Genomic DNA, 22197 nt, shown 5'->3' with positions numbered 1-22197 from the left:
CTAAGTAGCTACGTAATAAATCAGGTTTACCATGACCACTTCTGATACATTAAAGGCTATCCAATACATTACAATGATCCAAAACATTTTAAAAATTATACTCCAGGGTTTTCTTTGATAAAATACTTTTAAAGCATTGTACATGTACCAGCAGATCCATACCACTACACCAAATTGAATAATATTGGTAATAATAGTACCATTGCCAAAAACATGTTTAATTAAGGGGTTTGTAAAAATTTGCACAATAAAATAGGCGGTCATTCCATGGATAGCAAAAATCAGGTGATTTAAATAATAAATATGATTTTTCCTGAAATTCCACATAATAAAAAGAGCAAGTAAAGGCATTAACAAAAAGTATTGTTTTGGTCGGTTATGCTCTAGCGTTTCTTGAATTACTTCAGATTTTTCTCCAATATTGATTGCCCTTTTTTTGATCATCCGCTCATACCAATTGTCTTGCTCGGTGGGAGGTAATTTCTTTTGCCTTCCTAAATAAGCTGCATAAGTGCTATCGTTTCTTTCAATATGGATATCATTATAATCTTCAATCATATCGGCAATAGAATCAGACGCTAGTTTAGCGTTTTCGGTTCTAAGCCTGTTCAGTTCCTTTTCCTGCTCAGCAAAACCAAGTTTTATAAATTCTTTTTTCTTGATTGCTTTATTAATCGATGTTGTTGCCTTATTTGCAATGTTTCTAGGTATTCCTGAAAGCTTCAGGGCCTTATTTACACTATCTGTAACATTTTGATCCTTTTTCTTTTCAATACTGATATGGCCATAATCAGAATTCTTTTCTACATGTTTTGGTGAATACACCACCAAAAAATATACGATGGATACGAAGATGTACATACTCACCGGATTAATATACCTGGCTCTTTTGCCAGCTAAATAATCGAGCGTAACCTGCCCGGGCTTTGTTAAAAGAGGAGAGAGGGTTTGGAAGAATTTATTGTCGAAATGAAAGTAATGCGCTATGCTGTGACTAATAAAGGCCCAGAAACTTTCTTTTAACTCTAAATTTGGTTGACCGCAATCGCTACAATAATGTTTCTCAACATGAGCACCGCAGTTTAAGCAATTGTGTTCTTTTCTATACTTACCAGCTGACATAGGATAAATGGAAATTATAAATGATTAATGGCCTCTACTTCTGCCCGTGTATGTTTGTGTTTAAATATGACTACAAAAACTAGCGCAATAACCAGAACATAAATGGTGAAAGATAACCAGATGTTGTGCCAGTCTTTCACATCTAATGCCCTGCTTAAATTTCCATTTTCTAATACACTGATCCCTTTGTTTTTCAAAAATTGAAGGAGATGTTTATTGTCTGCTTCGCTCTTTACATATTTAGATAAGGAATCGATACTGCTATAATAGGTAGTAAAATATTTATTGATCATCCAACCTGACACTAAACTTCCAAACACAGCTCCGAAACCGTTAGTCATCATCATAAATAAACCCTGAGCAGATGAACGTGTTTTTGGTGTAGTTGAAGTTTCGACGAACAGTGAGCCCGAAATATTAAAGAAGTCGAATGCCATGCCATATACAATACAGGAGGTAATGATCATCCATAAATTAGTAGAGGGATCGCCAAAGGCAAATAAGCCAAAACGTAATACCCAGGCAAACATGGCAATTGCAATTACCCATTTAATCCCAAACCTTTTCAAGAAAAACGGAATAGCCAGAATGAATAAGGTTTCTGATATTTGAGAGATAGATAAAATGATCGTAGAATAACGGATTACAAAAGATTCGGCAAAAACCGGGAATAGTTTAAATTCATCCAGAAAAACATCACCATAAGCATTTGTTAGTTGCAATGCTGCTCCTAAAAACATAGAAAAGATGAAAAACAAGGCCATTTTGTAATCAGCAAATAGCTTGAAAGATTCTAAGCCCAGTTTCTGTGCGAATGTTTTTTTCTCACTAATTAAATTTAAAGGTTTACAGGCAGGTAAAGTGAAAGAGTATACACCTAAAAATAAAGCACTTATACCAGCAATATAAAATTGATTTGCACTTGCTTTATTACCGGTTAAATTGGTAAGCCACATGGCAGCAATAAAACCGACTGTTCCCCAAACACGGATGGGTGGAAAGTTTTTTACCACATCGAAGTTGCCATTTTTTAACGTTGTGTAACTAATTGAATTACTTAATGCAATGGTTGGCATGTAAAAACACATAGACACCAATATTACCCAAAAGAAAGTATGCGGATCTTCTACTTGAGGCAGATAGAACATGGTGGCTGCGTAGAGGATATGTAAAATAGCATACAACTTTTCTGCATTGATCCATTTATCAGCAAGAATACCGGTTATGGTTGGCATGAATAGCGATGCAATGCCCATGGTAGAGAAAATTATCCCAAAATCTGCACCGTCCCATTGTTTGGTTCCGAACCAATAATTTGCAATCGTAATTAACCATGCAGCCCATACAAAGAATTGCATGAAACTCATTATAGTTAAGCGAAACTTAACGTTCATAATAATAGTTTAGTTTGATTATTGAAAGTAAAAGCTGAATATAGAACTATTTTGAATGATAATCCAAAATGAACCTAAATTATTTTAAATAATTTGGCTCATCTTAGAATTTAGCTTTTTATAGAAAGGATTTGAGAAAAAATTTAGACAAATTTTGATTAGGTGAACATTTTTATGAGCAACAACGTTAAGATGTTCCGCGTTTATTCAATTCATCTCTTAACCTTGCGGCTTTTTCATAGGCTTCTTCTGCAATGGCTTCCTGTAATTTCTGCTGAAGTTCTTCTAAGGTAAGATCACCAAAACCTTGTTGTTGGGTTGAGGTGGGTAAGCTATCCGCTTCAGGCTCTTTTGCAATAGAATCCATATTTTCGAGAAAAAGAAAATCATTCCCTTCTATTACGATTCCGGCAGAAGCCAAAATAAACTCGTAAGTATAAATCATGGCGTTAAAGCGAACGGCCAAAGCAATAGCATCGGATGTTCTGGCATCAACTTCATGTGTATTTTTTCCATCGCTACAGATCAACTTAGCATAAAAAACACCATCAACCAGATTGTAGATGATAATTTCCTGGATATTGATATGAAAAGTATCAGCCATAGATTTGAATAAATCATGTGTTAATGGCCTACTAGGAGTCATTTTCTCAATTTCTATAGCAATGGCCTGTGCTTCAAATGCACCAATAATAATTGGTAAGCGGCGGCGTCCATTTACTTCTCCTAAAACAAGGGCATAAGCACCAGATTGAGTCTGGCTGTAAGATAAACCTACAATATCTAATTTTACTTTTTTCATATTTGTCGATGTCATGTTGAGCTTGTCGAAACATTTAGTTTAATCCTTCGACAGGCTCAGGATGACAAAAATTATCCTTTATGTGCTTTTAATGCTTCAATTAATTTTGGTACAACCTCAAAAGCATCGCCAACAATACCATAATCGGCCACTTTGAAGAAAGGCGCCTCTGGATCTTTGTTGATTACCACAATCACTTTTGATGAACTCACACCAGCTAAATGCTGTATTGCGCCAGAAATACCGATAGCAATATAAAGGTTAGGGCTAATGGCAATACCAGTTTGACCAACGTGCTCTGAATGTGGTCTCCAGTCTGCATCCGATACCGGTTTAGAACAAGCTGTAGCAGCCCCCAACAAACCAGCTAATTCTTCGATCATGCCCCAGTTTTCTGGTCCTTTTAAACCTCTGCCAGCCGAAACTACCAATTCTGCATCAGGTAATGAAACTTTATCAGTTGCCCTAACAATTTCTTTAATAACAGTTCCTAGGTCTGATTGTTTAACATCAGCAGTAAAGGCCTCTATTGCCGCATCTGTAGCATTTTCTTTAACACCATAAGCATTTGGATTTAAAGCAATTACTTTATTGGCCGATGTTAATTCGGTAATGGCGAATGCTTTGCCGGAGAAAGCTGTTTTCTTAACCGAAAATTTACCATCAGTACTCGGTAATTCTACCGCACCATCAGCTAAACCCGCTTTAAGTTTTACTGCAATACGGGGCGCTAAACCTTTACCAGAGAAAGAGTTAGATAAAACTACAATATCGGCACCTTCTTTTTCTGCTGCAGCAGCAATAACACTTGCATAGGCCTGATTAACGAAAGTTTTTAATTGATCGGCACTTACGTTTAGTACTTTTGAGGCGCCGTATTTACCTAATTCCTTTAATTCACTGTCGGCTACATCGCCAATAGAAATTGCGGTTAAACTAGTTGATTGTTGATCGGCAATGGCTTTGGCATAAGATACGGCTTCAAATACAGATTTCTTAAATTTCCCCTCAGCTTGTTCTACATATACTAATACTGACATATAATTTATTTCCTTAAAAGGATTTTAGTAAAATTTAATTTTTTAGTTATTTTAAAAGTCCCCTTCAGGGGATTTAGTGGCTAGATTACTTTAGCTTCGCTGTGAAGTAAACCAATTAACGATTCTGTTTGGTCGGCAGGAATTAACTTAACCGTTCCGCGCGGAGCAGGGGTTTCGTATTTCGTAACCTTAGTTACTTCTTCAATAGCAACTGCATCTACTACAGCCAATGGTTTTGTTCTGGCACTCATGATACCACGCATATTCGGTATTTTCGGTTCTGCCACACCTTCAGCACAACTTGCAACAAACTTGCCAGAAACGGTTAATACTTCTTTACCACCTTCAATTTCTCTCTCAATCGTCGCTGTATCACCATCAATAGCTAATTTTTTGATAATAGATACTGAAGGGATATCTAAAAACTCACCAACCATAGCAGCAACCTGATTACCATTGTAATCGATAGATTCACGACCGGTTAAAATTAGATTGAAATCTTTATCTTTTGCATATTCTGCAATCTGTTTTGCCACGAAATAAGCATCCCTAGGTGCCGCATTAACCCTAACCGCATCATCTGCACCAATTGCAAGCGCTTTTCTAATGGTTGGATCGTTACCTGCTTCGCCTACATTAATAACCGTTACCGTTCCTTTACCGCCTTCAGTTAGCTCAATTGCCCTTGATAAAGCGATTTCATCGTATGGATTAACAATATATTGCACTCCTGACGTATTGAATTCGGTATTATCATTAGTAAAAGTTATTTTTGTCGTTGTGTCTGGCACATTACTGATACAAACTAATATTTTCATATGTTAATAGTGGTTTTTATTGCTATGAAGCTATCGCAAGCCGAAATTTTTAGCTCATGATAATTTCATATGTTATATGTTTATTATATAAGGTCTTTCTGCAAATTTAATTAAAAAAGCAAGGAAATAAAATGTCATCAACCCGTTTAAGTAAGTTATTAGAATTTTTAGAAAGCGATCCGAACGATCCTTTTATACTATATGCCTTAGCCACAGAGTATAACGCACAAAATGATAAGGAAAAGGCTTATTCTTTTTACCTTCAGTTAACGGATAAACACCCCGATTATGTTGGCACTTATTACCATTTGGGGAAATTGCTTGAAAAAGATGATCAAAAAGAGAAAGCTATAGCCATTTATCAGAAGGGAATGCAGGTAGCACGCAACAAAAGAGACATGCACGCTTTTTCTGAACTACAGGGCGCATATAATACAGCTGCCGGATTAGATTATGAAGACGATTAACCCCAAACCCCTAAAGGGGCTTTTAGTTTAACTATAAATGCAAACAAAACCCATAGCTGCAAAAAAACAGTGGTTATTTATTAGAAACGTAATCTTTTTTACATTTACTTCTTTTGGAGGTGCACAAGCGCATCTGGCTTTGTTGCTTAAATACTTTGTTCAGAGCACTAAATTTATCTCAGAGGAAGAACTTTTAGAGTTAAATGCACTGGCACAGGTACTGCCCGGACCAGCATCCACCCAAACCCTGGTTGGGATCGCCTGGAAAGTTGGAAAACTTAAACTGGCCATCATTACTTTCCTGATCTGGATTTTACCTACAGCAACCATAATGACCTTTGCTGCAATTAGTTATGCTTTACTGGATCAAAAACAAAAGTTTAACGATATTTTAGAATACATCCAGCCAATTGCACTGGGTATTGTAGCTTATGGTGCATGGAAACTTGGTAAAAAAGTTTTATCCTCTCAGGTTTCTATATTCCTGGCCATTGCTTCGGTTATTGCCACATTAGTTTTGAGAAATGCCTACGTGTTTCCATTGTCGATATTAATAGGCGGAATGATCTCTTCAGCCATCGAAACACCAAAAGAGGAAGCGGAGTTAAGGGTTAAACTTTTTTCGAATATCAATCCTAAAAAACTGGTTTACTTTCTGGGTGCTTTGCTTTTATTTGCCTTGGTAGGTGCAATTATAAACAGAACATCGCCCTTTAGTTTACCGATTCGTTTGCTCGAAAACTTTTACCGTAACGGGATATTGGTCTTTGGCGGTGGACAAGTACTTGTCCCTTTGATGTTTACCGAGTTTGTAGAGATGAAACATTATTTACCTTCATCTGGATTTTTATCGGGTTTTGCATTACAGCAGGCCTTACCTGGACCAACATTTTCTTTTACGAGCTACTTAGGCGCATTAAGCATGAGGAATTTTGGTTATGGATTATGGGGCCAAATTTTAGGAGGACTGATCGGGGTGATCGGCATCAACTTGCCCGGATTAATCCTCGTTTTATTTATTGTACCTTTTTGGGACGATCTGAAAAAGATCTCACGGATCCGTCATAGCCTTTCAGGAATCAATGCGGTTAGCGTTGGATTTATTATCGCTGCTTTTGTGCTACTGTTAATACCGATGGGCTTTAACTGGATATTTTTAGGGATAATGGGTGCTACATTTTTATTGTTAAATTTTACTAAAGTTAGTCCACCTGTTATTGTATTAGCAGGTATATTAATTGGATATTTATTTTAGTAATAACAAATGAAGGTTTTGAATCTTCACTATAATTTGAAAAGCAATTACAGTACTAATACGTTAATGTAGCCCCGCTATCACTGCTGCTCCGATGAAGTATCGGGAGCATTCGTTTTATCGGGTTTAGATTGGTTGGTTCCCTGCTACTAGGCCAGTTTTCCGTGCCTGAGTTCTAGCTTTTAACTTGAGAGATCTGGTACTTGTGGGTATATTAATAGGAATGACATGAAGATTTTCGTGCATTTTAGCTCATGTGGATTGTCATTGCTAGAAGGCTTTTTCAGCCGACAGCCTGTCCCGACCTTTCGGGGAAGCAATCTTACCGCTAGTAGCGAGCGCTTTAAGATTCCCGCCTGCGCGGGAAAGACGACCACCTTAGGGGGGCCGTCAATGGTAGCCAAGTCGAAGGGTAAAAAAAGATCATAACATAAAAGCATAGGCAAACTTCAAAAAAGCTAAACTTTTATGCTAAAAAATAAAAATGAGTTTTGTTCCAAAAGGTAGATTATTTATTCCTAAAACGGTGGATCATCATCGTTATAATCGTCCATTTTTGAAGGGCGGATAATCACATTGCTTTGTTTTTCAAAATCCTGAGATGGGTACATACCGGCTGAAGGATCAGCTGCAAACGAACTTGGCGGCGCATTAAAGTCCTCTTCCAAATCGGTAAACTTCACAAATTTACCTACGAATTTAAGTGGTACAATTCCGGTTTCACCGTTACGGTGTTTTGCAATGATAACCTCACCAATACCTGCTTGCGATCTTCCTTGTTCATCCTCGGTAATACCGTAATATTCAGGACGGTATAAGAACAATACCATATCCGCATCCTGCTCAATTGAACCCGACTCACGTAAATCGGATAACATAGGCCGTTTTCCTTGCAAACCTGGTCTACTCTCTACCGCACGACTTAACTGCGATAGTGCCAGCACCGGAACATCAAGTTCTTTTGCAACCGATTTTAATGCTCTCGAAATACTACCAATTTCCTGCTCACGGTTACCGCCACCTTTTCCTTCGCCTTTACCATGCATTAACTGCAAGTAATCGACAATTACCAATTGAATATCGTATTGTGATTTTAATCTTCTGCATTTTGCCCTGAACTCAAAAATATTTAGTGCAGGCGTATCATCAATTAATAGGGGAGCTTCGGTTAAACGGCCAATTTTACTGTGTAACTGCTGCCACTCCCATTCCTGTAAATTTCCTTTCCTGATTTTTTCCTGCTCAATTTCGGCTTCTCCAGAAATCAAACGATTAACCAACTGAACTGACGACATCTCTAGCGAGAATACTACCGTTGGTTTTGCAAAATCGACGGTGGCGTTTCTTGCACAGGTTAGTACGAAAGCCGTTTTTCCCATCGCCGGACGTGCAGCAATAATTACTAAATCCTGCTTTTGCCAGCCACCAGTTATTCTATCTAGCCCTGTAAAACCAGTTGGCACACCAGTTAAACCATCGGTTTTGGTACGAAGCTCTTCAAGTGTGGCTAACGATTGTTTAATGATATCGTCCATTTTCTGTGTATCTCTACGCAGGTTATTCTGGGCAATTTCGAAAAGTCCTTTTTCTGCCTGGTCTAAGAGATCGAAAATATCAGTTGTATCTTCATAAGCATTTGTAATAATTTCGGTTGAGATTCTGATCAGTTCACGCTGAATATATTTCTGAGAAATAATACGGGCGTGAAACTCGATATTCGCTGCCGAAGCAACTCTATTGGTTAAGTTGGTAATGTAATAGGCGCCACCAACCATTTCTAAAGAGCCTAATGTTCGCAGTTCTGCCGTTACTGTTAAGATATCAACTGGTCGCGATTTTTGAAATAGAATATGAATCGCTTCAAAAATTTTCTGGTGGGCAATGTTATAAAAAACCTCTGGTTTCAAAACATCAATTACAGCAGAAAGCGCATCTTTTTCGAGCATTAACGCTCCAAGAACTGCTTCCTCAAGATCCAATGCCTGAGGGGGAATTTTCCCCTGTGAACTTATAGTATTACTTAACCTGCTTTTTCTAGCAGTTATACTGTTCTTTCCGCCTTGTTCATTATCGATACTCATTCCACAAAAGTAATCAAATTTTGATGCGCTTGTTCGAATTAGTTACTAGCTGTTTGTTAACAAATTGAAGCATAATCAGATTAAATTTTATTGGATTTACGATGTCATATAAATTTTTAAACAATTAAATGTTAATAAGGCGCACATTGTTTAGGGCTAAAACATTTTATTTGAATACTTTTGCCTAACAATTTCAAAACATGGATAATTTTAGAAGACCGCAACGCACAAAAGAGAATAATGAGTTTGTATTCGGCATCAGGGCTGTAATAGAGGCCGTTAAAGCAGGAAGAGACATTGAAACCATTTACCAGCAACGCGGTCTGGGCGGCGATCTTTTTTTAGAATTAAAAGCCCTTCTAAAAGACACTTTGATCCCTTTAAATTCGGTTCCGGTTGAGAAGTTGAACCGCATGTCGCAGAAAAACCATCAAGGTGTAATTGCTGTTATTTCGCCAATTACCTATCAGAATATTGAAGATATTATTCCAACCATTTTCGAAAAGGGCGAGGTTCCATTAATTTTGGTTTTAGATAGTGTTACCGATGTGCGTAATATGGGTGCAATTGCGCGTACGGCCGCCTGCGTAGGGGTTCATGCTATTGTTGTTCCATTAAAAAATGCAGCACAGATCAATGCTGATGCAATTAAAACCTCTGCGGGCGCATTATTCAGCATTCCGATTTGTCGCCATGCTAACCTACACAAAACCTGTTTATTTCTACAAGAAAGTGGACTGCAGCTGGTAGCCTGCACCGAAAAAACCAGCGATTTTATTTATGCACCAGATTATACTATGCCTACGGCAATTATAATGGGATCAGAAGATGAAGGAATTTCTAACGATCTTTTAAGGGTAGCCGATCACCTGGCCAAAATACCAATGGCAGGAAAAATCGAATCGTTAAATGTTTCTGTTGCTGCCGGAGTAATTTTATACGAAGCTGTTAGACAAAGAACAGTTTAATGCAAAAGGGAAGAAGGTTGATGGAATTAATATCGATTAATACATCTCATCAGCGTTCGTCTTCCTGAACTTGTTTCAGGATCTTACAATGGATAAAAATATAAAATGGATGATGAACACTATGCTACATCATCCATTTTACATTTATTTAAATAAATTTATTGCCAAAACGCGATTTAACCTCTGCAACAAACTCTTTAACTTTTTGCTCTTCATTTCTTGGGCAGATCATCAGCATATTATTGTTTTCCACAACAATGTAATCGTGCAGCCCCTGTAGGATAACCAATTTATCTTTAGGAACATTTACCATACAGTTCGATGAATCGAACATCAGTACCTGCTCTGAAGGGATAACCGCATTACCCACATAATCTTTCTCAGCCATCTCATAAATAGAGGCCCAGGTTCCCAAATCAGACCAGCCGAAATCGGAAGGAAGCACATAAACATTTTCTGCTTTTTCCATAATCCCAAAATCTATTGAAATATTGGTGCATTGGAAATAAGCATTATTGATAAATTCTTTTTCGCCAGCTTTATTCAACTCAGACCTACCGATGTTAAATATCTCATACATATCTGGAAGGTGTTTCTCGAAAGCACTCAATATCGACTTCGCCGACCAGATAAAGATCCCTGCATTCCACAAGAAATCGCCACTCTGCAAAAATGATTTTGCCAATTCTAAATTTGGCTTTTCGGTAAAGGTTTTAACTTTATGCAGATCAGTATCGGTATTGAGCACATAATCTGTATGCTGGATATAACCGTAACCCGTATCCGGGCGGTTTGGTTTAATACCCAAAGTGATTAAACAATCATTTTTTGAGGCAGCCGCTAAAGATTGCTCAATAGATGCTATAAAGCCATCAATATTTGCGATGGTATGATCAGAAGGGGCAACAACAATCGTTGCGTTAGGGTTTAACTCGGCTATTTTTAAACTTCCATAAGCCACACAAGGGGCTGTATTTCGCATTAAAGGCTCAGCCAAAATCTGGTTATCTGTTAGTTGCGGTAATTGCTCTTTAATTAAATCTGAATAAATTTCGTTGGTAACGATAAATATATTTTCAGGAGGACAGATGTTTAGAAATCTTTCGTAAGTACTTTGAATCAAGGTTTTTCCAACACCGAAAAAATCGATAAACTGTTTTGGATATTCTGTTCTACTTACTGGCCAAAAGCGACTTCCGACGCCACCGGCCATAATTAATGCATAATAATCTTTATTCATTTTTTATTTTAAAAATTACACAATGCCTTCGTTAAGGAGATCGTGTAAATGGATAATGCCAAAGTAAGTATTTTGTTCTAGAACTAGCAACTGTGTAATGTTATTTTGCTTAATAATATCTAAGGCATCAACCGCTAAAGCATCAAATTGTATGCTCTTTGGCGTTCTACCCATTATATCTTCGGCTTTTAAGTTTGCAATAGAATTGTTATTTTCTAACATCCGTCTTATATCACCATCGGTAATAATGCCAAGCACCTTATCATCGCTATCAACAACAACAACAGCACCCAAACGGTTTTTACTAATTTCTATTAACACATCTTTAACAGAAGCTGATGGATGTATGGCTGGTTTTTCGTTAGACAGGGCCAGATCCCGGGCTTTTAAATATAATTTTTTACCTAATGACCCGCCTGGATGATATTTCGCAAAGTCGGATTCATTAAAATCTCTGCACTCCAATAAACAAATAGCTAAGGCATCGCCCAATGCCAATTGCGCCGTTGTACTGGTAGTGGGGGCCAAATTATGCGGACAGGCTTCTTTTTCGAAAGAAGTATTTAAAATCAGATCGGCCTGTTCGGCTAAAAAAGAATTCAATTCACCAACCATCCCGATGAGCAGATTGCCAGAGGTTTTTAACAAGGGGGTAAGTACTTTTATTTCTGGCGTATTTCCACTTTTAGAGAGGCAGATTACAATATCATCTACCTGGATCATCCCCAGATCGCCATGAATAGCATCTGCGGCATGCATAAAAATAGCAGGGGTACCTGTTGAATTAAAAGTAGCTACCATTTTTTGTGCTATGATTGCACTCTTTCCTATACCCGTAACAATTACCCGTCCTTTGCCATGTAAAATGCTCGATACGACTTTTTCAAAATCGCTGTTAATATTCTTTGCAACATTTAATATTGCTGCTGCTTCAAGCTCTAATGTGCTTACAGCCGATTGGATTATTGATTTTTTACTTTTCAAAGAGAAAATAATTGTCTGTTAATACTTGAAATTCTTGTAAAATTATGTTATTTTGGATACAAAAATAGCATCGCATATTTTATTACACAAAATGGACGTGAAAAAGTCGTTATTTGATAACCTACAAAATTTCTTCGGGTTTGACAATTTCAAAGGTGATCAGGAGTCGATCATTACAAATATTTTAGAAGGCAATAACACATTTGTTATTATGCCAACAGGCGGAGGGAAGTCTATTTGCTATCAGTTACCCGCTTTAATGAGCGAGGGAACAGCAATTGTAATCTCTCCACTAATTGCATTGATGAAAAACCAGGTAGACCAATTAAGGGCTTTTGGTGGAAATGACAGTATTGCTCACTTTCTTAATTCATCCCTAAATAAATCTGAAATTACTCAAGTTAAATCTGATCTTTTAAGCGGTCAGACTAAGTTATTATATGTTGCGCCAGAGTCTTTGGCGAAGCAGGATAATATTGAATTTTTAAATCTGATTAAAATCTCGTTCGTTGCCGTTGATGAAGCGCATTGTATCTCTGAATGGGGGCACGATTTCAGACCAGAATACCGTAAGATTAAACAGGTTATTGCAGGATTAGGAAATAATATTCCAATTATAGCATTAACAGCAACCGCTACGCCAAAAGTACAGCAGGATATTATGAAGAATCTTGGAATGACGGAAGCAACCTTGTTTAAATCGTCATTTAACAGGCCCAACTTATTTTACGAAATCCGCCCTAAAAGAGACATTACCAAAGAAATTATTAAGTATATCAAATCTAATCCGGGCAAATCCGGGATTATTTACTGCCTTAGCCGTAAAAAGGTTGAGGAAGTGGCAGAAGCATTAAATCTAAATGGAATTAGTGCCTTGCCTTATCATGCGGGGTTAGACCCAAAGGTTAGGGCCGAAACACAGGATAAATTTTTGATGGAAGATGCCGAGGTGATTGTTGCAACCATCGCCTTTGGTATGGGGATCGATAAACCGGATGTTCGCTTTGTGATTCACCATGATGTGCCAAAAAGTATGGAAGGTTATTACCAGGAAACTGGTAGGGCCGGACGTGATGGTGGCGAAGGCGTATGTATAGCTTTCTACGCTCAAAAAGACGTAGATAAACTGGCTAAATTTATGAAAGATAAACCAGTTTCGGAACGCGAAATTGGCACTCAGATATTAAAAGAAGTGATCGATTACGCTGAATCTGGCGTATGCCGACGCAAACAGATCCTTCATTATTTCGGTGAAAATTTTAACGAAACGGGCTGTAACTGCATGTGTGATAATTGCAAAAAGCCTAAAAAACAATTTGATGCGGAAAGTCAATTGTTGACTGTTTTGAAATTTATCGAAAAATCTGGCGAAAAATTTGATGATGCACACTTGCTAAACGTATTTTTAGGTTTAGAAACCGCTCAGACAATTGCTTACGAACACAGTAAGATTCCTGAATTTGGAATCGGTAAAGAAGAAGGCGAGCTGATGTGGAAATCGATTATCCGCCAGGCTGTTTTAAATAATTATCTTTTTAAAGACATTGATAATTACGGTTTATTAAAATTAACCAAACAGGGAAGAGATTTTATTATCAACCCTTATAGCCTTAAATTCATACTAAACGAACCAATAGAGAACGGTGCTGATGACGATGATGATGATGTAAAACAAGGCACAGGTGCTTTAGATACCCATCTTTTATCATTACTTAAAGAGCTGCGTAAAAAAATTGCGAAGCAGAAAAGTGTTCCTCCATTCGTAGTTTTCCAGGACCCATCTTTAGAGGAAATGTGCACACATTACCCGATTACGATGGAAGAACTTCGCCAGATTTCTGGTGTAGGTTCGGGTAAAGCGATGAAATTCGGGACGCCTTTTATCGAACTGATCAAAAAATATGTCGAGGATAACGATATCGAACGTCCTATCGATCTGATTATTAAAACGCAGGCCAATAAATCGCAAATGAAGGTTTCGATCATTCAAAATATCGACAGGCAGATTGGTTTGGAAGATATTGCCGATTCGAAAGGCATCACTTACGAAGAAATCCTAAAAGAAGTAGAATCGATTGTAAACTCTGGCACTAAACTGAACCTAAATTATTTCATTGATGAGGTAATTGATGATGATAGACAGGATGAAGTATTTGACTATTTCAGAGCAGCTGAAAGCGATTCTATCGATGAAGCACTTAACGAATTAGGCGAAACCGATTATACCCGCGAAGAAATTCAATTGATGCGGATTAAATTCATGTCAGAACTAGGAAATTAAAAATTAGGTGGGAGATAGGAGAAACTAGATTTGAGACAAACTCAGATCTCAATCTCATGCCTCACATCTCAGATCTCAACTATGCTCAACTATTTAGATAAATTAAAAAATACAGATTCGGGAAATTTCTTTTTAATGGCTGGTCCATGCGCTATTGAAGGCGAGGATATTGCCATGAGAATTGCCGAAAAGATCATTACAATTACGGATAAACTTCAGATTCCATACATTTTTAAAGGTTCGTACCGAAAAGCAAATAGAAGCAAAGGAAGTTCTTTTACAGGCATTGGCGATGAAAAAGCTTTACGCATTTTAGAAAGGATTGGTAGAGAATTTGGTGTACCAACGGTTACCGATATCCATGAAAGTGGCGAGGCCGCAATGGCAGCTGCTTATGTAGATGTATTGCAGATCCCTGCATTTTTATGTCGCCAAACTGATCTATTAATTGCTGCCGCCGAAACCGGAAAAGTAGTAAACGTTAAAAAAGGTCAGTTCCTTTCTGCAGGTTCAATGAAATTTGCAGTTGAGAAGGTAAAAGAAGCCGGAAACAACAAAGTGATTTTAACAGATAGAGGTAATACTTTTGGTTATCAGGATCTGATTGTTGATTACCGTGGTTTACCCGAAATGCAAAGTTTCGGCGTTCCGGTAGTGATGGATTGCACACATTCCTTACAACAACCTAATCAAAGTAGTGGTGTTACTGGTGGTAAACCAGAATTAATTTCGACTATCGCTAAAGCAGCAATTGCAGTAGGAGCAGATGGCTTATTTATTGAAACACACCCTGATCCTGCAAATGCAAAATCGGATGGTGCCAATATGTTACATTTAGACCTGTTGGAAGAAACATTAACCAAACTGATCCGAATCAGACAAGCTATATTATAATCTTGAACAATCCGAAAGTATTTCTCACTGCCGAATGGCGTAAACTGGCTTTGGCTCAGTATACTGTAGATAAAGAAATACTTTCGAAATACTTGCCCGCACATACTGTACTGGATGATTGGCAGGGCAAGTATTATGTGAGTTTAGTCGGCTTTATGTTTGTTGATGTTAAACTCCGAGGCTTTAATATTCCCTTCCATACCAATTTTGAAGAAGTTAACTTAAGGTTCTATGTTAAATTTAAAGATGGAGATACATGGAAAAGAGGCGTGGTATTTATTAAAGAATTTGTACCCAAGCCTGCCATCACCTTTGTAGCTAACACCATTTATAAGGAAAATTACCAAACATTTCCGATGAAACATGTTTGGATTGAACAAGAACATCAGCTTGAGGTAGATTATCGCTGGAAGAACCGAACCTGGCATAATTTTTCAGTTATAGCCTCTTCAAAGGCAGAAGAAATACGAGTTGGTAGCGAAGAAGAATTTATTACAGAACATTATTGGGGTTATACTAAGATCAGCGCAAGTAAAACATCTGAATACGGTGTTGAACATCCACGCTGGCAAGCTTATCCGGTAAAAGATTATAAAATCAATGTCGATTTTGGAATTAACTACGGAAATGATTTTTCTTTTTTAAACGATACTAAGCCTGATTCTGTATTCTTGGCTGAAGGCTCTGAAATAAGGGTACTAAAAGGAAAGAAGTTTTAATCTAGATCCTTACTCCATGCGTCACCCTGATTTATTTCAGGGTCTAATATAGCATAAAAGGTTCTGAAACAAGTTCAGAACGACGAACGCCTGATTAAATCTTTGTAATCACAAATGAAGTTCTACGATTGTTTTTCCTACCTGATTCAGTTTTATTATCAGCGATCGGTTTACTTGCTCCAAAGCCCTTAAAGGTAAGCCTTTTAGCATTAATACTATTTTTAATCAGGTATTCATAAACAGCATTTGCACGGTTAAAAGATAACTTTTCGTTCAGTTTATCATCGCCAACATTATCGGTATGTCCTTGAATCTCAATTTGTACGTTTTCATTTTGATGCAAAAAATCGATAAGTAGATCCAGTTCACGGATAGAGGCGGGCAAAAGATTAAACTTATTGGTATCAAAGAAAATGTTTCTTAACGTTACATTTCCACCTTGCTTTATTTTCTCGATGTAAACTTCAATCTGGTAAGGTTTATTGATATCTCCTGCCTTGAGCTCAAAGTTTTCAGAGTAAAACATGTAACCTTCGGCATTTACATTAAACAGATAATTACTCCCAACAGGCATTACCGCTAAAAACTGACCGGTTTCTGGATCAGTATAATCATCGAAAACAGTTTTATTGCTTTTCAAATCTACCACCTGAACATTACTTTCGATCGTTTTTTTAGTATCCCGGTCTCTTACTATTCCTTTTACATAAGAAATCTTGAGCGGTTTAGCAACTTCAGGAATTCCAAAGCTATAAATATCCTGTAAACCAAATCCTCCTTTTAAATTCGAAGAAAACAAACCGAAACTTCCATCAGCACTTACTACCAAACCACTTTCATCTTCATAAGAATTGATCGGATACCCCATATTGGTGGGCTTTTGCCATCTACCATCATTTTCCTGCCGGCTGTAATAAATATCTTTGTTTCCGAAACCTGGCCAACCATCAGAAGAAAAATACAAGGTTTTACCGTCTACATGTAAAAAAGGGGTGTTCTCATCAAAAGCGGTATTGATCTCTGGACCAAGATTAATGGCAGGTCCCCATTTGGCATCATCGGTAATGGTGCTTTTCCAGATATCGTAACCTCCAGATCCGCCCGGTCTGTTACTTATAAAATACAAAGTTCTTCCATCGGGACTGATTGCCGGTTGTGATTCCCAATATTCTGAATTAACGGGTTTGCCAATATTATAAGGTTCACCCCAATCTTTTCCTTCACGGTGTGAAACATAAATATCACATCTACCTAGACCATCCGGTCGGTTGCATCCAGTAAAAAAAAGGTACTTCCCATCAGGTGAAATGGTTTGCGCCCCTTCATTGTATCGGGCAGTATTTATTTTGCTGGATAAGGGAGTAGCGACATCCCATTTACTGTTTTTAAGCTGTGATGTCCAGAAATCTTCATTACCATTTACCTGGCGGGTAAAAACCAAGGTTTCGCCATCAGCAGTTATGGAAGGAAAGTACTCAGCATCTGTTGTATTTACACCTTCACCTAAATTTGTTGGACTATATTTTACGGGTTTATTAATTGCTGTGGCAGCGAAATCACAATCTAAAAGATATTTCTTTGCTCTTCTTGCTCTATCAGATGAAGGATCTAATATCAAAAATTCATTAAAATGCTGTTTCGATTTTAAATAATCCTGACTTGCAAATTCGGTTTCAGCCAAGCCATAAATTACAGCCGGAGCTACCGTTTTATTGATCAATATGGCTTTTTCGTAAGCGGCTTTGGCATCAGCATACTTTTTTTGTGTTTTATAAACGCCAGCAAGCACAATGTAGGCATTTTGAAATAACGGATCAGCTTCAACTGCACTTTTTAATACCTGTTCGGCAGCAGCATAATCCAATTTATCAATAAATGGACCTGCTTTTTCAAAAAAAACCTGTGCTTTTTTATTCAGGGAGCTTTGCCCAAAACAATAAATACTCAGTATGCTAAAGAAGAGGGCTAAGCGAAATTTCATTACATTAACATTTGGTTATAAAGCTAATGTATTGTTTTTAAGGAATATTTAAAAATTTGTGCGTTTGTAATGAAATTTCCCATTTTGGGTTTGCCATTACATAATCAATAATTAATGGTATAATTTCTTTTGATTTAGACCATTCGGGCTGGAGATATAGTTTACAGGTAGGAGATACCATCGCCGCGTATTCTTCAGCCCATTTAAAATCGCTTTTATTAAAAACGATCACTTTTAATTCGTGCGCAAAAGGTGTGATATCCGGCCTTGGTGCTTTAAATTTCTTTGGTGATAAACAGATCCAGTCCCAATTTCCAGAAAGAGGGTAAGCACCAGATGTTTCGATAAAGGTAAGAATACCTCTTTCTTTTAATTTGTTGGTTAAATAATCCAGGTTATAAATCAAGGGTTCACCACCGGTAATTACAACAGCCTTACCAGGGAATTTATCGGCGTTTTCAACAATTACATCTGAAGCCGTAAGTGGGTGCATTTCGGCATCCCAGCTTTCTTTCACATCGCACCAATGGCAGCCTACATCGCAGCCCCCTAAACGGATAAAATAAGCTGCTTTACCAGTATTAAATCCTTCGCCCTGTATGGTATAAAATTCTTCCATTAAAGGAAGTAATGTGCCGTCTTCTGGTATATCTTGTTTCATTTTTGAGGATGCAAATATCCTAAAAAAATATGGTGATGCTGTTCCTCTTTTAAAATTTAATGCAAAGATGAAATAAGACTGATATTTATTTGCCGTATTTTAGCTGTATGAAGTGGTTTAAGGCGCTAAATAATAATCAAATACCCCGTCCTGATACAATTAAAACAATTGAAGTTGCAGGAAAACAAATTTGTTTGATTAATAATGAAGACAAAATTACCGCAACCCAATCGCATTGTCCGCATGCTGGAGGGCATTTTAGTGGTGGCTGGTGCAAAAACGGGCACCTGGTTTGTCCAATCCATCGGTACGAATACAGTTTAACCACGGGAAGGGGAGCAGAGGGACAAGGTGATTATATCAACATCTATCCAACGGAATTACGCGAAGATGGCCTCTATATCGGTTTTGAAGAAAGCTGGTGGAGTAAACTTTGGGGGTGATTGGTTCACTAATTCATTTGTCATTAGTTTATTGGTGAATTCCCGCCTAACAAAAAAAGCGGCTCAATTTCTTGAACCGCCTTTGATATTTCTTCTGCAATGGGTTTACCTTAAACCCTCCACCTTTCAACTCTATACCTTTCAACCTTCTACCGCTAAGCGTATATCTCTTTTCTAGCCGATGCTAAAGTATTTTTCAATAAACCAACAATAGTCATTAAACCCACACCACCAGGAACAGGCGTAATGTATGAAGCCTTAGGTGCTACGTTTTCGAAATCTACATCACCATATAACTTAAAGCCAGATTTGGTTTCGGTAGAGGTTTCGCGGTTAATACCTACATCGATAATAATGGCGCCAGGTTTTACCATATCAGCCGTAACAAAATTCTTTTTACCAATAGCCGCAATCACAATATCAGCTTGGAGAACCTGTTCTTTTAAATCTTTAGTACGTGAGTGGGTAAGTGTTACGGTACAATTGCCTGGATTGGCATTACGGGCCATTAAAATACTCATTGGGCTACCAACAATATTACTGCGCCCCACAACAACACAATGCATTCCGGTCGTATCGATATTGTATTCCTGTAGCATCAATAAAATACCATAAGGGGTAGCCGGGATAAAGCAAGGCAGGTTGCGCATCATCCTACCCAAATTTACCGGGTGGAAACCATCCACATCTTTACGATGATCGATTTTTTCGGTAACTTTTTCCGGATCGATGTGTTTTGGCAAAGGCAATTGAACAATTAAACCGTCTACATCATCATCCTGATTAATTTCTTCAATTTTCGCTAATAACTCAGCTTCAGTTACTGAATTATCATATCTATGCAGTGACGATTTAAAACCAACTTTTTCGCAGTTTTTCATCTTACTGGCCACATAAGTTTCGCTACCACCATCATTGCCCACTAAAATGGCAACCAAATGCGGCTTGCGACCACTTTTACTTAAAAATTCTGCAGCTTCTTCTGCAATTTGAACTTTAATCTTTTCTGATACGTATTTACCGTCTAATAATTTCATTCTAAAAGTATCGAGTAGTGAGAATCAAGTATCAAGACCAATGGTCAACTCAATCATCACTGTGCTTTAACTATATTTTTATCTTGATACCTAATACTGGTATCTTGATACTATGTATTAATCTAATTTCAAAACCGCCATAAAAGCACTTTGTGGAATCTCTACGTTTCCAACCTGGCGCATACGTTTTTTACCTTTTTTCTGCTTTTCCAATAATTTACGTTTACGGGAAATATCACCACCATAACATTTAGCTGTTACATCCTTACGTAAAGCGCTTAGCGTTTCGCGGGCAATAACTTTAGCGCCGATAGACGCCTGTATTTTAATCTCGAATTGTTGACGAGGGATTAATTCTCTTAATTTCTCGCAGATTTTCTTTCCGAAATCGTAAGCATTACTTCTATGGATTAACGATGATAAAGCATCAACAGGCTCATCATTTAACAATAAATCTAATCGCACCAAATCAGATTTACGATAACCAATCTGGTGATAATCAAACGAAGCGTATCCTTTAGAAAGTGTTTTTAGCCTATCATAAAAATCGAATACGATTTCGGCCATGGGCATCTCGAAAACCAGTTCAACCCTGTCTGAAGTTAGATATGATTGATTAATGATCGCTCCCCGTTTTTGGATACAAAGCGACATTATTGGACCAACAAAGTCAGCCTTGGTAATAATATTTGCTTTAATATATGGTTCTTCAACCGAATCCAACTTACTTGGATCTGGCAAATCAGACGGATTATTTACAATAAACTCATCGCCTTTTGTAGTGTGCGCAATGTATGATACGTTGGGAACTGTTGTAATTACCGTCATATCGAACTCACGTTCTAAACGCTCCTGGATAATCTCCATGTGCAGCATTCCTAAGAAACCACAACGGAAACCAAATCCTAATGCGGCAGAACTTTCAGGTTCGAAAACGATAGAAGCGTCATTCAACTGCAACTTGTGCATGGCTTCGCGCAATTCTTCAAATTCATCCGTATCAACAGGGTAAATACCCGCAAAAACCATTGGTTTAACCTCTTCGAAACCTTGAATGGCATCTAACGAAGGCCTGGCAACAGTCGTAATCGTATCACCAACTTTTACCTCTCTGGCTTCTTTAATTCCAGAAATAATGTAACCCACATCTCCGGTTTTCACCACACTACGCGGCGACATATCTAGCTTCAAAATACCAACCTCATCGGCCAGATATTCTTTACCAGTATTAATGAATTTTACTTTGTCGCCTTTTTTAATTTCGCCGTTTACTACTTTATAATAAGCAATAATTCCCCTGAATGAATTAAAAACAGAGTCGAAGATCAAAGCTTGCAAAGGTGCTTCCGGATCACCAACCGGAGCTGGAACGCGGTCTACAATTGCCTGGATTATATCAGGAATACCCATACCGGTTTTACCCGATGCAGGAATAATATCTTCTCGTTTGCATCCAATTAAATCAATAATCTGGTCTTTTACTTCCTCGGGCATTGCCCCAGGTAAATCCATTTTATTTAAAATCGGAATAATTTCAAGGTCGTGTTCAAGCGCTAAATATAAGTTAGAAATGGTCTGTGCCTGAATACCTTGCGAAGCATCAACAATAAGCAATGCACCCTCACAGGCGGCGATGGAACGCGAAACTTCGTACGAAAAATCTACGTGTCCAGGTGTATCAATCAGGTTGAAATTATATTCAATATCACCAACTTTATAGTTCATTTGTATGGCATGACTTTTAATTGTTATGCCTCTCTCACGCTCTAAATCCATGTTATCGAGCAATTGTGCCTGCGCCTCACGCTTTGAAATTGTCTCGGTGTATTCTAATAACCTATCAGCCAAAGTACTTTTACCGTGGTCAATATGTGCAATAATGCAAAAATTACGTATATGCTTCATCTTTGCGCAAAGATATGCTTTTTAATGGAAAATGTAAGAGGGAAAATGGAAAGCATGTTTGCCATTTTTTTACTGTTTTGGAAAGCAAAAACAAGGTTTCTTCGG

General features: G+C 37.7%; 19 protein-coding genes. 7 read left to right on the top strand and 12 right to left on the bottom strand.

Features of this window, described 5'->3' with window-relative positions:
- The 5 genes from AC07VK_RS05200 to AC07VK_RS05180 all read right to left on the bottom strand — a co-directional run bounded on the left by AC07VK_RS05200 (position 1) and on the right by AC07VK_RS05180 (position 5176).
- Positions 1 to 1122 (bottom strand): DUF3667 domain-containing protein, encoded by a 1122-nt coding sequence (locus AC07VK_RS05200; protein ID WP_492958814.1) that lies wholly within the window; start codon positions 1120 to 1122, stop codon positions 1 to 3.
- A 14-nt stretch (positions 1123 to 1136) separates the two neighbouring features.
- On the bottom strand, positions 1137 to 2516 hold the full coding sequence (locus AC07VK_RS05195; protein ID WP_492958812.1) for a nucleoside permease: 1380 nt from the start codon (positions 2514 to 2516) through the stop codon (positions 1137 to 1139).
- A gap of 187 nt (positions 2517 to 2703) precedes the next feature.
- Positions 2704 to 3318, bottom strand: coding sequence for a bifunctional nuclease family protein (locus tag AC07VK_RS05190; RefSeq protein WP_029275168.1), 615 nt, complete (start codon positions 3316 to 3318; stop codon positions 2704 to 2706).
- Between the two features lie 71 nt (positions 3319 to 3389).
- Positions 3390 to 4358, bottom strand: a complete 969-nt coding sequence (locus tag AC07VK_RS05185) for an electron transfer flavoprotein subunit alpha/FixB family protein (protein ID WP_492958810.1) — start codon at positions 4356 to 4358, stop codon at positions 3390 to 3392.
- Between the two features lie 80 nt (positions 4359 to 4438).
- On the bottom strand, positions 4439 to 5176 hold the full coding sequence (locus AC07VK_RS05180; protein ID WP_492953578.1) for an electron transfer flavoprotein subunit beta/FixA family protein: 738 nt from the start codon (positions 5174 to 5176) through the stop codon (positions 4439 to 4441).
- 131 nt (positions 5177 to 5307) lie between these two features.
- On the opposite strand from AC07VK_RS05180, the gene AC07VK_RS05175 reads away from it, so the two are divergent.
- Together AC07VK_RS05175 and chrA are read left to right on the top strand one after the other, a co-directional pair.
- Positions 5308 to 5643, top strand: a complete 336-nt coding sequence (locus AC07VK_RS05175; protein ID WP_108198752.1) for a tetratricopeptide repeat protein — start codon at positions 5308 to 5310, stop codon at positions 5641 to 5643.
- Between the two features lie 37 nt (positions 5644 to 5680).
- Positions 5681 to 6898: a chromate efflux transporter gene (gene chrA, locus AC07VK_RS05170; protein ID WP_492958808.1), complete on the top strand. Its 1218-nt coding sequence runs from the start codon at positions 5681 to 5683 to the stop codon at positions 6896 to 6898.
- A 518-nt stretch (positions 6899 to 7416) separates the two neighbouring features.
- Here chrA and dnaB read toward each other — a convergent pair.
- On the bottom strand, positions 7417 to 8979 hold the full coding sequence (gene dnaB, locus AC07VK_RS05165) for a replicative DNA helicase (RefSeq protein WP_029275163.1): 1563 nt from the start codon (positions 8977 to 8979) through the stop codon (positions 7417 to 7419).
- A 200-nt stretch (positions 8980 to 9179) separates the two neighbouring features.
- Here dnaB and rlmB point away from each other — a divergent pair, with 200 nt between their 5' ends.
- Positions 9180 to 9947 carry a 23S rRNA (guanosine(2251)-2'-O)-methyltransferase RlmB gene (gene rlmB, locus AC07VK_RS05160; RefSeq protein ID WP_492953576.1) on the top strand — a complete coding sequence of 256 codons (768 nt, stop codon included), beginning with the start codon at positions 9180 to 9182 and terminating at the stop codon, positions 9945 to 9947.
- 148 nt (positions 9948 to 10095) lie between these two features.
- Here the strand turns inward: rlmB and AC07VK_RS05155 are convergent, their stop codons facing one another.
- Positions 10096 to 11187: a mannose-1-phosphate guanylyltransferase gene (locus tag AC07VK_RS05155; protein ID WP_492953575.1), complete on the bottom strand. Its 1092-nt coding sequence runs from the start codon at positions 11185 to 11187 to the stop codon at positions 10096 to 10098.
- Between the two features lie 15 nt (positions 11188 to 11202).
- Positions 11203 to 12171 carry a KpsF/GutQ family sugar-phosphate isomerase gene (locus AC07VK_RS05150; protein WP_492953574.1) on the bottom strand — a complete coding sequence of 323 codons (969 nt, stop codon included), beginning with the start codon at positions 12169 to 12171 and terminating at the stop codon, positions 11203 to 11205.
- 91 nt (positions 12172 to 12262) lie between these two features.
- Between AC07VK_RS05150 and recQ the strand changes: the two genes are divergently transcribed.
- From recQ to AC07VK_RS05135, 3 genes are all read left to right on the top strand, one after another.
- On the top strand, positions 12263 to 14452 hold the full coding sequence (gene recQ / locus AC07VK_RS05145) for a DNA helicase RecQ (protein ID WP_131031993.1): 2190 nt from the start codon (positions 12263 to 12265) through the stop codon (positions 14450 to 14452).
- 81 nt (positions 14453 to 14533) lie between these two features.
- Positions 14534 to 15346 carry a 3-deoxy-8-phosphooctulonate synthase gene (gene kdsA, locus AC07VK_RS05140; RefSeq protein ID WP_025146274.1) on the top strand — a complete coding sequence of 271 codons (813 nt, stop codon included), beginning with the start codon at positions 14534 to 14536 and terminating at the stop codon, positions 15344 to 15346.
- Between the two features lie 2 nt (positions 15347 to 15348).
- Positions 15349 to 16065, top strand: a complete 717-nt coding sequence (locus AC07VK_RS05135; RefSeq protein WP_492958806.1) for a YqjF family protein — start codon at positions 15349 to 15351, stop codon at positions 16063 to 16065.
- A gap of 94 nt (positions 16066 to 16159) precedes the next feature.
- Here the strand turns inward: AC07VK_RS05135 and AC07VK_RS05130 are convergent, their stop codons facing one another.
- Both AC07VK_RS05130 and AC07VK_RS05125 read right to left on the bottom strand, forming a co-directional pair.
- Positions 16160 to 18046: an OmpA family protein gene (locus AC07VK_RS05130; RefSeq protein ID WP_492958804.1), complete on the bottom strand. Its 1887-nt coding sequence runs from the start codon at positions 18044 to 18046 to the stop codon at positions 16160 to 16162.
- Between the two features lie 37 nt (positions 18047 to 18083).
- Positions 18084 to 18707: a 7-carboxy-7-deazaguanine synthase QueE gene (locus AC07VK_RS05125; protein ID WP_492958802.1), complete on the bottom strand. Its 624-nt coding sequence runs from the start codon at positions 18705 to 18707 to the stop codon at positions 18084 to 18086.
- Between the two features lie 107 nt (positions 18708 to 18814).
- On the opposite strand from AC07VK_RS05125, the gene AC07VK_RS05120 reads away from it, so the two are divergent.
- The gene (locus tag AC07VK_RS05120) at positions 18815 to 19150 is read left to right on the top strand and encodes a Rieske (2Fe-2S) protein (RefSeq protein ID WP_029275153.1); all 336 of its coding nucleotides are present in this window, start codon (positions 18815 to 18817) and stop codon (positions 19148 to 19150) included.
- A 155-nt stretch (positions 19151 to 19305) separates the two neighbouring features.
- Here AC07VK_RS05120 and AC07VK_RS05115 read toward each other — a convergent pair whose 3' ends face one another.
- Together AC07VK_RS05115 and lepA are read right to left on the bottom strand one after the other, a co-directional pair.
- A complete protein-coding gene (locus tag AC07VK_RS05115) occupies positions 19306 to 20187 on the bottom strand; it encodes a bifunctional 5,10-methylenetetrahydrofolate dehydrogenase/5,10-methenyltetrahydrofolate cyclohydrolase (RefSeq protein WP_492958800.1) in 882 nt (293 codons plus the stop codon).
- Positions 20188 to 20304: 117 nt separating this feature from the next.
- Positions 20305 to 22092: a translation elongation factor 4 gene (lepA, locus tag AC07VK_RS05110; RefSeq protein WP_029275149.1), complete on the bottom strand. Its 1788-nt coding sequence runs from the start codon at positions 22090 to 22092 to the stop codon at positions 20305 to 20307.
- Positions 22093 to 22197 lie beyond the last annotated feature (105 nt).

The organism is Pedobacter sp. GW821-FHT01D05, assembly GCF_059422505.1.
Note: the sequence above shows the minus strand (reverse complement) of the source record. Positions and strands in the feature narration are given on the sequence as shown.